General features: G+C 40.2%; 10 protein-coding genes. 7 read left to right on the forward strand and 3 right to left on the reverse strand.

What is annotated here, in order from left to right:
- The first annotated feature begins 108 nt into the window (after nucleotides 1-108).
- The 3 genes from D0T08_RS03745 to D0T08_RS03760 all read left to right on the forward strand — a co-directional run bounded on the left by D0T08_RS03745 (nucleotide 109) and on the right by D0T08_RS03760 (nucleotide 8,139).
- Nucleotides 109-2,439: a penicillin-binding protein 1A gene (locus D0T08_RS03745; protein WP_116981233.1), complete on the forward strand. Its 2,331-nt coding sequence runs from the start codon at nucleotides 109-111 to the stop codon at nucleotides 2,437-2,439.
- Nucleotides 2,440-3,387: 948 nt separating this feature from the next.
- Nucleotides 3,388-6,441 carry a TonB-dependent receptor gene (locus D0T08_RS03755; protein WP_116981235.1) on the forward strand — a complete coding sequence of 1,018 codons (3,054 nt, stop codon included), beginning with the start codon at nucleotides 3,388-3,390 and terminating at the stop codon, nucleotides 6,439-6,441.
- A gap of 12 nt (nucleotides 6,442-6,453) precedes the next feature.
- Nucleotides 6,454-8,139, forward strand: coding sequence for a RagB/SusD family nutrient uptake outer membrane protein (locus D0T08_RS03760; RefSeq protein ID WP_116981236.1), 1,686 nt, complete (start codon nucleotides 6,454-6,456; stop codon nucleotides 8,137-8,139).
- Between the two features lie 79 nt (nucleotides 8,140-8,218).
- On the opposite strand, the gene D0T08_RS03765 is transcribed toward D0T08_RS03760, so the two are convergent.
- Complete coding sequence (locus tag D0T08_RS03765; protein WP_116981237.1) at nucleotides 8,219-8,572, reverse strand: DoxX family protein; 354 nt, start codon at nucleotides 8,570-8,572, stop codon at nucleotides 8,219-8,221.
- 295 nt (nucleotides 8,573-8,867) lie between these two features.
- Here D0T08_RS03765 and D0T08_RS03770 point away from each other — a divergent pair, with 295 nt between their 5' ends.
- Nucleotides 8,868-9,242 (forward strand): helix-turn-helix domain-containing protein, encoded by a 375-nt coding sequence (locus D0T08_RS03770; protein ID WP_199538108.1) that lies wholly within the window; start codon nucleotides 8,868-8,870, stop codon nucleotides 9,240-9,242.
- On the opposite strand, the gene D0T08_RS03775 is transcribed toward D0T08_RS03770, so the two are convergent.
- On the reverse strand, nucleotides 9,193-9,762 hold the full coding sequence (locus D0T08_RS03775) for an adenylate kinase (protein WP_116981238.1): 570 nt from the start codon (nucleotides 9,760-9,762) through the stop codon (nucleotides 9,193-9,195). The two genes, D0T08_RS03770 and D0T08_RS03775, sit on opposite strands and share 50 nt — an antisense overlap.
- Nucleotides 9,763-10,187: 425 nt before the next feature.
- Here D0T08_RS03775 and ffh point away from each other — a divergent pair, with 425 nt between their 5' ends.
- Nucleotides 10,188-11,504 carry a signal recognition particle protein gene (ffh, locus tag D0T08_RS03780; RefSeq protein WP_116981239.1) on the forward strand — a complete coding sequence of 439 codons (1,317 nt, stop codon included), beginning with the start codon at nucleotides 10,188-10,190 and terminating at the stop codon, nucleotides 11,502-11,504.
- Nucleotides 11,505-11,578: 74 nt separating this feature from the next.
- Here the strand turns inward: ffh and D0T08_RS03785 are convergent, their stop codons facing one another.
- On the reverse strand, nucleotides 11,579-12,892 hold the full coding sequence (locus D0T08_RS03785) for a DUF937 domain-containing protein (RefSeq protein ID WP_116981240.1): 1,314 nt from the start codon (nucleotides 12,890-12,892) through the stop codon (nucleotides 11,579-11,581).
- A gap of 119 nt (nucleotides 12,893-13,011) precedes the next feature.
- Between D0T08_RS03785 and D0T08_RS03790 the strand changes: the two genes are divergently transcribed.
- A complete protein-coding gene (locus D0T08_RS03790; protein ID WP_116981241.1) occupies nucleotides 13,012-14,739 on the forward strand; it encodes an IlvD/Edd family dehydratase in 1,728 nt (575 codons plus the stop codon).
- Between the two features lie 57 nt (nucleotides 14,740-14,796).
- Nucleotides 14,797-15,513, forward strand: coding sequence for a hypothetical protein (locus D0T08_RS03795; protein ID WP_116981242.1), 717 nt, complete (start codon nucleotides 14,797-14,799; stop codon nucleotides 15,511-15,513).
- Nucleotides 15,514-15,534 lie beyond the last annotated feature (21 nt).

A 15,534-nucleotide genomic window follows, 5' to 3' on the forward strand; every position in this document is an offset into this window, starting at 1 on the left:
TTGCAAGGGTGAAAGGTAGATAAAATGATATTTTAACCTGCTAACCTTTTGCAACAATACACAAAAATGCTTACGTTTGCTTTAATATAACACCCTTTCCTCACCAAGATGAAGTTTACATTCCCGGAATTAGAAGCAGGTAGATTTAAAAAATTAATTTCAAGGATCTGGAAGTTTACAGGATTTGCGGCGCTCGCCTTTGTGGTGTATCTGATAGCCGTAAGTTTCAACTTGTTCTGGCTATTCGGTAAAATGCCAAGCCCTGAAGAAATCGAAAATCCGAAAAGTGATGTGGCATCTGAAATTATCTCTGCTGATGGAAAAGTAATTGGTAAGTTTCTGTACGAAAACCGTAGTCCTATCGAGTTCAGTGAACTCTCTCCCAATATTATTAATGCCCTGGTAGCAACCGAAGATGTTCGTTTCACGGTGCATTCGGGTATCGATGCCCGCAGTACCCTTCGTGTGGTAACTGGTCTTTTTACCGGTCAGAGAAAAGGGGGTGGTAGTACTATTTCACAACAGCTGGCAAAAAACCTGTTTAAGCTGCGTGAAATTGACTACTATAAAGGCCCTTTATATTCAGTACTGGGTATCAGACAGATTATTATCAAGACCAAAGAATGGATAACCGCCATTAAATTGGAAAGAAGGTATACCAAGCAGGAGATTATGGAGAAATACCTGAACACCATCGAATTCAGTAGTGGTGCTTTCGGTATTCGTTCGGCTACTAAAACGTATTTCAAAAAAGAACCAAGTGAAGTAACACTGGAAGAAGCCGCTGTATTGGTAGGTATGATTCAGAATCCGTCGCGCTTTAATCCTAAGTTTCATCCACAGGCTTCAAAAGCCCGTCGGAATATCGTTTTCGACCAGATGGTAAAATATGATAAGTTGTCTCCAGCCAAAGCAGAATCTCTAAAGAAAGTAGCTATTACCTTAAATTATCAACCTGAAAGCCATAATACCGGCCCTGCACCTTATTTCAGAGAGTTTCTGAAAGGTTGGCTAAAAGAAGAAATTGCCAAAGAGGGCTACGAGCCTGACGACATTTACACTAAAGGTTTTAAGATTTATACAACCATAGACTCCCGGATGCAGGTGTATGCAGAAGAAGCCTTGCGGGAAAATATGAGAGAGCAGCAGAAGAAATTCTACGAACACTGGAAAGGGCGTAATCCTTGGACGATTGAAAAAGCGGGTACTTCTGGTGTCTATACCGAAATTCCAAACTTCATCCAGAACATTGCTAAGACAACCCCTCGCTATCGCGAATTAAGAGAGGAATATGATGGAGATATGGATAAAGTATGGAAAGAGATGAATCGCCCGACTAGGATGCGCGTATTTTCCTGGAATGGTGAAAGAGATACAGTGATGTCGTCGATGGATTCTATCAGATATTATAAGTATTACTTACATTCAAGCTTCTTAGCGATGGATCCGCGTAACGGGCAGATTAAGGCTTGGGTGGGTGGTATCAACTACAAATATTTTAAATATGACCACGTAAAACAGGGGAAAAGACAACCGGGCTCAACATTCAAGCCATTTGTGTATGTTACAGCTATTGATAATGGTTTCTCAACCTGTGAGCACGTAGTTGACCAACCTATTACAATTTCAGTACCGGGGGGCAGTTGGACACCTAAAAACTCTGATGGGGTTTATAGCTACAGGTCTCTTACTCTCCGACAGGCATTAGGACAGTCTATTAATACCGTCAGCGCCTATCTGATTAACCAGTTTAAAGCAGGGAATGTGATAAATTATGCCCACAAACTAGGTATCAAGAGTAAACTCGATGAAGTACCCGCGCTTTGTCTGGGCATCAGTAATGTTTCTCTCTATGAAATGCTGGCAGGTTATTGTGTTTTTGCCAACTCAGGTAAATATACCGAACCTATATTTGTAACACGTATTGAAGATAAAAACGGAGAGTTAATAAAAGAATATTATTCTGACAGCAAAGAGGTAATCAGTCAGGAGACAGCTTATAAAATGATACACCTCATGCGTGGGGCTACCCAACCGGGTGGTACTGCCTATGGTGGGCTATCAAGATACGGGGTTTTAGAGGGCAATGAAATTGCCGCCAAAACAGGTACAACTTCTAACTATTCTGACGGTTGGTTTATGGGCATTACTCCTACATTGGTGGCAGGTGGCTGGACTGGTGGAGATGACCCGACCATTCACTTCCGGACAATTGCCCTGGGGCAAGGTGCGAGAGTATCATTACCTACCTGGGGGGGGTTCTTTCAACGGGTATATGCTGATAAGAATCTGGAATACAAAAAGGGCTCATTCCTAAAGCCCTCTACTGTCTCAATATCCGGTGACTGTGTGTTTGCCGCTGGAGAAGGGTATCATATTGATTCGACTCAAAAGTATACCCCGCCCACTGCAAAACCCGCTGATGATGACCAATTATAGTTAATACAAGTTTATTAAGCTGCCATTGGTACAAAGTCCATATCTGGTACTGCTTCTACTTCAGTAGATTCAACGACCATATAAGCGGTCTTAGGTTGTTTTCTCTTAGCTGCGAATTCATTCCAGTTTGATATTACAACGCTTATTCCGCAGACCAGACTCAATATTATATACGGAATTTGGATTAGTATAACAAAGAAGTGTGACATACAAATATTAGTTTCATGGTATTGCCATAAATAACTAAAATTCTATGCCATAGGAATTATATGGATAGAAATAGAAAGGTGAGGAAAATAATCCTCATCTTTTTGTTTATTGATATATGATCGCAGAAATATCAGGCTCATTAATAATCCTATTAAGACAAAATCTATGCCAATTGGCAAGATATTAAACAAGTGCTAACCTAATATAGCCTGAGAATTAGTCACATAGTCAAAGACCCCGATTTAGTAAAATTCTATCCTTAATACTCCTTTAATCCCTCCCTACTTAACAATTGCTTAATAAACCGGTAACATTCGCAGAATACTAAAAGCCTACTTTTGCGCTTGAAAATTAATAAAATCAAAGCTTTACCGAACAAAGTGCAGGGAATTTCATCAACTGATAGTGCTAGTCTTCTAATTATCTATTATTCCATTTTTTGGCCCGATTTCTCAAAAGATTTAAAACGTTTGCAGAACGATTTAAAACGTTTGCATAAAAAAACGTAAGAATAATAATATTTTTTATTGTTAAAATGCAACAGATTTTAAGAAATTAGCAACTAAACACCGATAATCTGAAGATTCATAGCTACCTGAACAGAAGCAGCCATTACTGTCGCTGACTCTGCAGGTCGGAATTGTTTCTCTTTTCTTTATGCACTATTATTTATCGAAATACCTCACCCTTTGTAAGTCAATTGCTAAAACAATTAATTGTTTAATTAACCATTACATCATGAAACACCTTTCTACCTCTCCCCCACCGTTGAAGTACCTGTTGGGAGTAATTTTGTTTGCTGCTGTGTGTATGCCACAGGTATATGCGCAAAAAGCAATATTCGCCAGTGTGAAAGACTCACGTAGCGTAAGCAACGTTGATAGTAAAATTGTAGAACTTACCGTAAAAGGCAAGGTAACAGATGCCGGAACAGGCGAGCCTCTAGTAGGTTGTAGTGTTATTCTGAAAGGTACACAAAAAGGTACGACTACTGATGTAAACGGTAGCTACTCAATTACAGTACCCGACGAAAAATCAGTATTAGTATTTGGTTTTATTGGCTATACCAAACAAGAGGTTACAGTTGGCAACAACTCTACACTTGATGTACAGTTGAAGTCTGAAGCGGCTGATCTGGCACAAGTAGTAGTAATTGGTTATGGTAGCGCTGCTAAAAAAGATATGACAGGTGCCGTAAAATCGTTGAAAAGCAGCGAGTTTAACAAGGGTATCATCAACTCGCCTGAGCAATTATTACAGGGTAAAGTAGCGGGTGTAAACGTTACTTCGGCTAGTGGTGAGCCTGGTGCTTCACAAAGCATTACTATCCGTGGTCCGGGAGGGCTTCGTACAGGTAGTACACCTTTATTTATCCTGGATGGTATGGCTTTGGATAACTCTAGCACAGGTGGCGCCACCAACCCATTGACATTCCTGAACCCACAGGATATTGAGTCGATAGACGTATTGAAAGATGCTTCTGCTACCGCTATCTACGGTTCGCGTGGGGCCAATGGCGTAGTTTTAATCACTACCAAAAAAGGCAAAGCAGGTTTCGGAACTCTTACCTATTCAGGAAGCGTGGGTATCTCAAAAATCGCAAGAGCTTTACCGGTTTTTACGGCTGATGAGTTCAGAACTCAGGTAAAAGCTGTAGGTGGTGTATTAGAAGACTTAAACGGAAATACCGACTGGCAAAAAGAAGTAACACAAACAGCTGTTACTCAAAACCACAACTTATCTTTTGGTGGTGGTGCTGATAAATTGACCTATTACGGTTCATTTGGCATTCAGAATCAGGAAGGGATTTTGAAAAACAGTAATCTGAATCGTTATACAGGTCGTATCAACGTTTCACAAAAATTCCTGGACGACCGTCTGACAGTTGATGTAAATCTGAATGCTACTTATACTTCCAATTCAAGACCTCCGACCGAAAGCATGATTGGTGGCGCTATCTCGGCAAACCCAACGTATCCTGCCTATGATGCCACTACCGGTAAACCTAAGAATTATCCGAACTTTACTAATCCATTAATCACGCTTCGTTTACAGAAAGATGCTTCGACCATCAACCGTGTCATTGGTAATATCTCTCCATCGTTCAAAATCACTAAAGATTTAGTATATAAACTAAACTTCGGTATCGATAACTCGACAGGGGTACGTGATATTCAATCATTGGCTAATGTAGAACCACAACAAGATGGGAGATTAGAAACGTATAACACCTGGAACAGAAATAAGTTGATAGAAAACTACCTGACTTATACCCTGAACACAGGTGCGCACAACATGACAGCTTTGGTGGGTCATTCATACCAGAAAATCTTTGTACAAGGTCGCAATACAAGTATCAACAAATTCCCGATTACAGACATCGAGCCTATTTATAATCCGGGTTTAGGTCAGGAGTTGACTCTGGCCAATAATAAACCGGGTGGCTATGCCCTGGTAAATGAGCTACAATCGTTCTTCGGTCGTGTGAATTACCAATACAAAGACAAGTATCTGGCTACTGCAACCGTACGTGCCGATGGTTCTTCTAAATTCGGTGCCAACAATAAATATGGGGTATTCCCATCGTTCTCATTAGGTTGGAGAATCTCGGAAGAAGAGTTTATGAAAAATGCAGGTTTCACAGATTTGAAACTGAGAGCAGGTTGGGGACAAACCGGTAACCAGGAGATTCCGGCAAAAATTACGCAGGCCTTGTTTACTTCGCAAGTATCGGCTTCAACAAGTTATCCATTATACCCAACAGGTGCATTCCCTGCCGGAACTTCCTATACGCGTTTAGCTAACCCGAATATTCAGTGGGAGGTTTCCACACAAACAAACGTAGGTTTGGATTTTGGATTGTTCCGTGGTGCATTAACAGGGGCGATTGATTACTTCGATAAAGTATCTAACAATATTCTATTAGAAGTAATTCCTGCTGATCCGGTTCAGCCGGCAGGTACTTTCTGGACTAACGTTGAAGATATGAAAATTTCTAACAAAGGTCTTGAGATCGAATTAAACTACCGCTATTCAGCAGGTAACGGATTAAGATTTGATATTGGTGGTAACGTTACATTTATCAAAAATATCGTTAAAAACTCTCCTTATACCGTTATTCCATCAGGTAATGCTTCCGGTTCTGGTTTGACTTCTGCAACCATCAATGGTTATGTAAGCGGACAACCAATCGGTACATTCTTCCTGAAAGAATTTACAGGATTTGATGATAAAGGTATCAGTACATACAGAGACGTAAATGGTGACGGTGTAGTAGGTGATAACGATCGTATTGCAGCAGGTAGCGCCTTACCAACCAGACAATACAATATCAATGGTAATATCGCTTTCAAAGGTTTCGATCTTGCGGTGAACTTCAATGGTGTATCTGGTAACAAAATCTATGATAATACAGCTAATGCTAACTTCTATAAACTGAGATTATCGAAAAGCCTGAACACTACTCCTGAGGCAATTGCTAATGCCAACGAATCGATCAATAACTCAGCTCCGGTATCTACCAGATTCCTGAAAGATGGTGCATTCTTCCGTTTGAACAACTTGTCGTTAGGGTATAATGTAAATACCAAAGCTATCGGCCTTGGCAAGTGGGTGAATGGTTTGAGATTGTCAGTAACCGGACAAAACCTGTTTGTAATTACTAAATATGATGGCTTCGACCCTGAAGTAAACATTGATAGAACTATCGGAGGTATTACTTCTTATGGTATCGATTATTTAAGTTATCCTAAAGCACGTTCGGTAGTATTCGGCCTGAACGTAACATTATAAAATTTTAGAAATATGAAAAAGAAAATATATTCAATATTGGCACTTTCAGGCTTGTTGGTTCTGAACAGCTGTACAGACCTGAATGAGATAATTCTGGATGAAACCTTTGGCTCAAACCTTACTGATAAACAAGCGGTAGAGGGAATCATAGCACCGGTGTATGCCCGCCTTCCCGACATCTTTTTACACACTAACTATTTTGCCTTACAGGAGATTTCGACTGACGAAGCTATCCTACCATACCGCGGTGGTACCGATTGGGGTGATAATGGTATCTATCTGGCCATGCACGCCCATACACATGGCGCCAACGACCCGAATATCCGTAATACCTGGAACCTGATTCTACAAGGTATGTCAAGGTCTATTACGGCTATCAATACTCTGCCTACTATGAACGACCCGACAGCTAAAACATTCTTAGCTGAGGCCAGAGGCATGAGAGCCTATTACTCAATGCTTACGCTTGATTTGTTTGGTTTGGTTTTCGTTAAAAACGATGTGGGCGAAACCTCAAAAATCATCAGAGGCGAAGAGGCATTTGAGTATATTAAAAGTGAATTGCTGGCAGTTGAACCAAACCTTGAAACCAATGTAGGCCCAGGCCGCTTAACTAAAGGCGGCGTATGGTCTTTATTGGCTCGTTTGTATCTGAATGCAGCAGTGTATCGCGATAGATATGCAACGCAATTCAACTTTAAGCCTGAAGACATGGATAAAGTAATTGAGTATTGCGATAAAATCATTTCTTCAGGTCAGTATCAGTTATCAAGAGATTATTTCTCAATCTTCAATGATGATAATCATGATAACAAAGAGTTGATTTTTGCGGTAGACCAGAGAGCAGAGTTGAACGGCCACAACCGTATGGCGTATTTCTCAATCTCAGGCGACCAGTTCCCATTGTACAACTTCCCTGCTGCCAATGGTACTGATGGCCCTGCCATTACCTCTGATTATTATCGTACATGGGTAGCTGCTTATGGAGATCAGGATCCGAAGGTTGATCCACGTTTCTATAAACAAAATATATCTATCTATACTAATCCTGGTGACTCTTGTGTAGTCGGAACTGATTTTAATATTGATCGTGGTATCTTACGCGGCCAACAATATGGTTTAGTGAGAAAGAATGGTGTATTTGTGAAATGTTCGAATGGGAATTTCAAAGTTGCCAAATTGAATTACGATACCCGTAACAGATCAGATTTACCGGTTAACTTCTCAGAAAAAGTTGACTTTACCGTAGAAGGAAGTAACTACAATACTGGTTACCGCGTTGAAAAATATCAGTTCAGCAAGAAATCGGCCAGTGGTAGAAACTTTGGTGATGCTGATATTGTAATCACTCGTCTGGCAGATATTTATCTGATGCGTGCAGAAGCTAAATTGCGTAAAAGCAACGATGCTGCTAGTGCATTGGCTGACGTAAACACCGTGAGAGCAGCAAGAAATATTACTACGCCTCCTCCGGCTTTAGCAACTATGACATTAGATTTATTATTCCGTGAGCGTGGTTTCGAATTCTATTGGGAAATGGTTCGTCGTCCGGATATGATTCGCTTCGGTAAATACGAAGGAACATGGACAGAGAAAACCAATAATGATCCTAAGAAAAGAATCTTCCCGATTCCGCAGACAGCTATAGATGGAGCCTCTAATATCCCGGGTTATTTAAAACAAAACGACGGATATTAATCGCTTACTTACCTATTCTTTACACAGCCCTGTTTCCAGATGGAGACAGGGCTTTTTTGTGTATGATCGTTTCACCATATTACCCCACAACAAAATTGCTCTTATCTTTCAGATAAAACCCTATCCAGGTTAAAGCTATCAGTGCAAATGCAACAGGATTAACACCTCCGCCAACTTCAACTGCGGCTGCACCACCCAAATAAGATAAAATAAGATAGAACCCGATTTTATAAGTCTTTGGTATCCAGAAAAGAATCACAAAAACGATCTCGGCTATACCAAAAATAGTAATATAAGGGCCATACCCCCCTTTAGTCATACCTGCTACCACTTGCTCACTCCCAATAATTTTCATGATACCACTCATGACCAACATGAATGATGGAATTGCCATAAAGATAATGGCCAGAATTTTCTGTGTTTTACTTGACATGTTTTTATATGTTTTAAGAATTTAGAAATAAAGTCTATGGTAATACAATTAGCAGAAAAAATAAGTTTACGTTTGGAAGTTAATTTCTTTTAGAAAGTAGTTTCCTTTAAGAAACTATTTATTTAAGCAGAAGATTCAGAATAATTTGTTAAGGTGGTTACAGAGACGAAACCAGATATATGTCGGATAGTATCGTTTGCTAGAACTTTGTGAGTATATTTGTTAATCTTTCTATCGTATTGTGAAATTGAATAGGGGTAGACTGCCCTATGAGGTTTTGATGATTTAAAATATTATGACAAAAAAAATTGCTGAAACTATAGAGACAGTAGAGCATAATCCTGCGCAATGTAGCCAACACATGATGGCCGTGCAGGATGCCATGGATATTCTGAGTGGTAAGTGGAAGATTATGATTATAGGCTCGTTGAGCTTTGGTAAAAAGCGTTTCATGGAATTGATCCGCGAGGTGAATGGTATTGGTGCAAAAATGCTCTCAAAAGAGCTAAAAGACCTGGAAGACAACGAATTAGTAAAACGAACGGTCTACGACACTAAACCCGTAACGGTTGAATACGAACTAACCGAATACGGACATACCTTAAAAGAAGTAATAGGCTCTATCGCCCAATGGGGTTCTGAGCACCGGAAACGGATTTTTGGGAAGTGAGGGTTTGCAAAATCACCCTCATTCTCTCCTCTACCGAATAATCCCCTCTAATCTCCAAAACAGAACAGGTCTGTCGAGATAGCCAGCTTTCATGCGCCCTTAAAGTCCTGCCTTGTGTAGTATTGTCATCATATCCCCTGGCCCATTCCATAAAATCAAGGTACTGCTTGTGCCTGACAGGGTCAGAAAATATAACATCACCATAGCGTTCCAACTCACGTTTTCTCAGCCGCTCCATTCTTATTTCATGTGGAATGTATAAGAATACAATCAGGTCGAAATGTAATTCCAAATCCCATTTTAACAATGAGCCACCGATTACCCAACTATCATATTGACTAATATCAGCCATGAGCATCTCATTCCTTAAAGCAGGATTTCGTCTGGTAGTAAAAGGGGGATTTGCTTTTTCCCAGAAGTATTCGTCACTATCGAAATAAGGGATTTGAAGGTGATTAGCAAGTACCTGTCCTAAAGTTGTGACACCGCTGCAGGATGCGCCGAGAATATGCAGTTTCATCAGTTAAGTTATGTGTTCAGGACACTAATATACATTACAACAAGGGTTGAAGGAAATTAGCTTTAAAGGTTAAATATATCGTTCCTACAGGACTTAAGCATGACCTTAACTATTTTTACTACCAATATATTATCCCTACGGGATATTTTACACAGTATTTTAGAGGTTTAGTCCCGTAGGGACGATATATGGGTAGTAAATTTAATAGTATCAAAATTCAATATCCCGTAGGGATAATATATTATATCAAAGATAATAGTTTAAGGCAATTAATCTCTTAATTAATATAAATTCAATTTTGAACCAAACCACTAAAAAAACTATTACGCTTTTATTGCTAAAATCTTAACTTTGCAGATTATTATGCATTCTGTTCCTTTTGCATCCGATGTTTCGCAAAGGAATACTTATTAACAATCCGAAAGATGTTTGAAAATTTAAGCGATAAACTCAATAAAGCCGTTAAAACCCTGAAGGGGCAAGGTAGAATTTCTGATATTAACATTGCTGCTACGATAAAAGAAGTGCGCCGAGCCTTAATGGATGCCGACGTAAACTATAAAGTTGCCAAAGATGTAACCGACCGTGTAAGAGAAAAAGCTATCGACCGCAAGGTGATGATTGCCGTAGAACCAGGTCAGTTATTTGTTAAAATCATTCAGGAAGAGTTAACGGAGCTAATGGGTGGACAAGCCCAGAGCGCCAACCTGAAAGGCTCTCCTGCCATTGTTCTCATTGCAGGTTTGCAGGGTTCGGGTAAAACTACTTTCTCAGGCAAATTTGCCAATTACCTGAAAAAACAAGGGCGTCAGATACTATTAGTAGCCTGTGATATTTACCGCCCTGCGGCGATTACTCAGCTACAAGTATTAGGCGAGCAGATTGGTGTAGAAGTATATGCCGAGCCCGAAAGTAAAGATGCCGTTTCAATTGCCAAAAATGCTGTTGCGTATGGTAAAAGCAAAGGGAAAAATATAGTCATCATAGATACAGCCGGACGTTTGGCTGTGGACGAAGTGATGATGCAAGAAGTAGAAAACATCAAAAAAGCCATAACTCCAAGTGAAATCCTGTTTGTGGTTGACTCCATGACTGGTCAGGATGCGGTGAATACGGCCAAAACTTTCAACGATCGTCTGGATTTTGATGGGGTAGTATTAACCAAACTCGATGGTGATGCCCGTGGTGGTGCGGCGCTTTCTATCAAAACTGTAGTAAATAAACCAATCAAGTTTATTTCGACAGGTGAAAAGATGGAAGCGTTGGATGTATTCTACCCTGATCGTATGGCGAGCCGTATCTTAGGTATGGGTGACGTAATCTCGTTAGTAGAACGTGCACAACAGGCCTTTGATGAAGACGAAGCCAAACGTCTGAACAAGAAAATGCGTGAGAACAAGTTCGACCTGAACGATTTTCTGACGCAATTAGAACAAATCAAGAAAATGGGTAATATCAAAGATTTGATGGGGATGATTCCGGGTGTTGGGTCTCAGATCAAAGACCTCGATATCAGCAATGATTCATTCAAACCAATTGAAGCCATTATTCGCTCTATGACTCCAAAAGAGCGTGAAAAACCGGATATTATCGATGGTAGTCGCAAGAAAAGAATTGCTACTGGTAGTGGTACTCAGATTTTGCAGGTAAACAACCTACTGAAACAATTTGACCAGATGCGTTCCATGATGAAGAAAGTGAATCAGATGCAAACGGGTGGTAAATTGAAAGGATTTAAATAATTGGTTAAATAACATAAAAAAATACCTCGTCAGCCGACGAGGTATTTTTTTATGTTGGAATTATGATACTTATCTTATTTCGTTACAATTTTTATATCGGCTTTATCTCCACTACCCTGAATCCCAATAGCATCAATACGTGTATCGGTGATTCCTGCTACCAATAATCTTTTCTTGATAGCAAAAGATCTTTTGGTTGCCATCACTTTATTATCAAGACCAACGGCATCAGTCGAGTGTGCCTGGATTCTGATTTGCATTTTAGGATATTTCTTCAACAATTCAGCCAATTCGTTGATTGATGTTGCTGATTTATCATCTAATGCCTGAGAACCTTTTACGAAAGAAACATCCTTTAACGTAAATATTTGTCCCACAGGTTTAGTTTTATCAGTCAGGTATGGTTCTATCTCCTGAGTCAAAGATCCGGCACCCGTCGATGCACCAGCAGTTGATGCTGGCGTGGTAGCCACTGGCGTTGCTGCTTTAGCGCTATCTTTCAAAGCTACAGAGTCAACGGTCGCTGTTGCTGAATTATCCGGGCTGACAGTGGTTGAATCAATAACGGTGGTTTCTTCCTGAGTTGCAGCAGCCTGCGATGGTTTGTAATAGTTTTCGTAATAATAATAACCTCCGGCCGCGGCGGCTATTACAACTAAGAAAATAAGTAACCATTTTACTGGAAATGCTGAACCCTCGCTTGAATATTCCTCCTCTTCGGTTTCTACTACCTGTGGTGTGCTGGTAGGCGTACTAGTTACCGACTTAGGTCTTACAGAAGCAGGCTTAGGGGCAACCACCCGTTTGTTGCTTGAACTGGATGTAAATTTAGGAGAAAGCAATTCCTGCAAACCCAATTGCGGAATCATCTTTTCAACCAGTTCCTCAGGCGTTCTTTTAAACAATGGCTCGTGGTGCTCGGCTAAATAAGTAGTTAAAGCATCTACATCCATTTTATTATTACTGATTTCTCTGCTTAAGGCATCAATCAGAACCGGAGTGGCCAAGCTCGAATACATCGTTGATGAATTCTTCTTTATTCCGGCATACGTCCCAATCATACTGATTAATGGACTTTTATAAGCAGGGAACACCTGACTTATCAATCCATCACCAGTCTTTAATATCCCATCTAATTTATCTTTCTTACTTAAATAAGACATTATGTCCCCTATCAGTTCTCCCCCTTGGTTACCCTTCTGTACCTGGTTGTAAAGCATGTTTACACTCATGGTACTTCCGGTTCGTCTAACTAATCCTGCAATCAAAGTGCAGAATATTCCATCAATTGCTTTCTTAGTTTTCGTAGGCTCTTCGTCGGTCAACTTGGCAATTTTTGATACAACTTCATCAGTCATTGCCTCGTTCAACGTATCAAATAAGTTCATAATGTTTAATTTTTAAGTCATTCACAATTAATTCCAACAAATTTCTTAATTTGGTTGCAAAACAACACAAAAATAAGGATTATTGGTAAATTTTTTTGCGTTTTTCTCTAACTTAAATTATGACCTCTGAAAATACCACAAAATTACGTAGCCAGGATTGGTTCGGAAAAGAAGGAAAAGATGGCTTCATCTACAGAAGCTGGATCAAGAATCAGGGCTACCCTGCACATCAGTTTAAAGGAAAACCAGTCATCGGAATTTGCAATACCTGGTCGGAGGTAACACCCTGCAACGGGCACTTTCGCGAGTTGGCACAATCAGTAAAAAATGGGGTTTATGAAGCCGGCGGCTTCCCTTTAGAATTCCCAGTGATGTCATTGGGTGAGACCCTTATTCGCCCCACAGCCATGCTTTACAGAAACCTGGCTGCCATGACCGTTGAAGAAAGTATCAGAGGTAATCCTTTTGATGCCGTTGTTTTATTAACAGGTTGTGATAAAACCACACCATCGCTCGTGATGGGTGCGGCAAGTGTTAATCTACCAACCATTGTTGTACCGGGTGGGCCGATGCTAAGCGGCCGTTTTCAAGGCAAAGCTATTGGTTCAGGAACAGATGTATGGCGTTTTGCTGATGATGTGAAGACAGGCAAAATGACATTGGAAGAGTTTGAAGACGCAGAAGCTTGTATGAGCAGAAGTATAGGCCATTGCTCCACCATGGGGACAGCCTCAACAATGGCAGTGATGGTAGAAGCCCTGGGACTTACCCTTCCGGGTGCCTCAGCTATTCCTGCGGCAGATTCGCGTAAAAAGGTATTAGCGCATATGTCGGGTATGAGAATAGTAGAAATGGTAAAAGAGAATATGCTTTTATCGTCGGTTCTTACGCGTGAAGCTTTTGAAAATGCCATCATGATGAATGCTGCCGTAGGGGGCTCAACAAACTTGGTATTACATTTGCTAGCAATTGCTGGTAGAATGGGCGTTGATGTTGATCTGGAAGATTTCGATAAAATTGGCAGCAAAATGCCTTTTCTTTTGAATCTGATGCCATCGGGCAAATATCTGATGGAAGATTTTTATTATGCAGGGGGGCTTCCGGCAGTTATTAAAGAAATGTCGGGCTTTTTGAATAAAACGGCGGTTACTGTAAATGGTAAAAGTCTGATAGATAATTCGAAAGGTGCTAAAATCTGGAATGAAGACGTAATTGCTACTGCCGAAAACCCTATTCTGCGTGAGGGTGGTATTGCCGTTGTAAAAGGAAATCTTTGTGAAAACGGTGCGGTAATTAAACCTTCGGCTGCTTCTCCACACTTGATGCAACATACAGGTAAAGCTGTAGTATTTGAAACTATTGAAGATTACCACGCCCGCATAGATGACCCTGATTTAGAAGTTGACGAAAACTGTGTACTGGTTTTGAAAAACGTAGGGCCAAAAGGTTATCCGGGTATGCCGGAAGTAGGCAATATGCAATTGCCGAAGAAAGTACTGGAGAAAGGTATAACAGACATGGTACGTATTTCGGATGCCCGCATGAGTGGTACGGCTTATGGAACCGTTTTTCTTCATGCTTCACCTGAATCGGCTGTTGGTGGTAATCTTGGATTGGTACAAAACGGTGATTTGATAGAGGTAGATGTACATAACCGTAAAATTCATCTGCATGTATCTGACGAAGAACTGGCCGAAAGACGTAAAAACTGGAAACCAATCGACTTAGGATATAACCGTGGCTATGTACAACTATACATCAACACGGTTACACAGGCCGACAAGGGCGCAGATTTAGACTTCCTGACAGGTGGATCGGGTCATGAAGTAAATCGAGAATCGCACTAATAAAACCTATTATAATTGAGCCTATATGATAAATATAGGCTCCACCTAATCACTGCTATGAATACAAAATACCTGACTGCTACTTTACTATTACTGATTTCTGAATTTTTTCTACTGGATTTACCAGAAAAAGAAAGCGTTTTCTGGATAGCGATTATAAGAATCCTGACTGCTATTATACTCTCTGCCTGGTATTATCAACATCGAAAGCCTCTTCCTACACTTATGGATAAGCTTTTTATCCTGACTCTCATATTACCTATTTTCATTTCTTTGTGCGTTATCATCTTCCCTCCTATCATCAAAGATTTTAATCTGATTACACATGCTTTCATTTTATGTATATGGGCAGTTATTTTCAAATTGATGGGGGCCAAAATACAATTTAAGGTTTCACCTTATAAAGTAATGAAGGTTGTTCCTATCTATGCATTAATACCTATCTTGTTTTATCTGTTTTCTTTACACGCAGTACTTCCTACTTCTGATAAAATACTACTTCTGAGCTATTCAGTTATTTATCTTTATACTAATACGTTAGCCACTTTCTTACCTATTAACGACTCTAACAAATTCTGGATTAGCTGGGGAATCATCCTAAAGGCCTTTGCCAATTTCCTTGTTTTTTACGGCATCTTTATCGAGCAATTACCCTGGATAGGCTTCATTCCAAGAACAGTAGTAGTTGTAGCCAGATGTATTCTGATATTGAGTATGATTGATTATTTTGCAGCGAAACAGACCGCTCAGATGCAGGGGGTGGTGTCTTCTTAATTGAGTGATTGAGTGATTGAG

The sequence above is a fragment of the Emticicia sp. C21 genome, from assembly GCF_003418935.1.
Lineage (GTDB): Bacteria > Bacteroidota > Bacteroidia > Cytophagales > Spirosomataceae > Emticicia.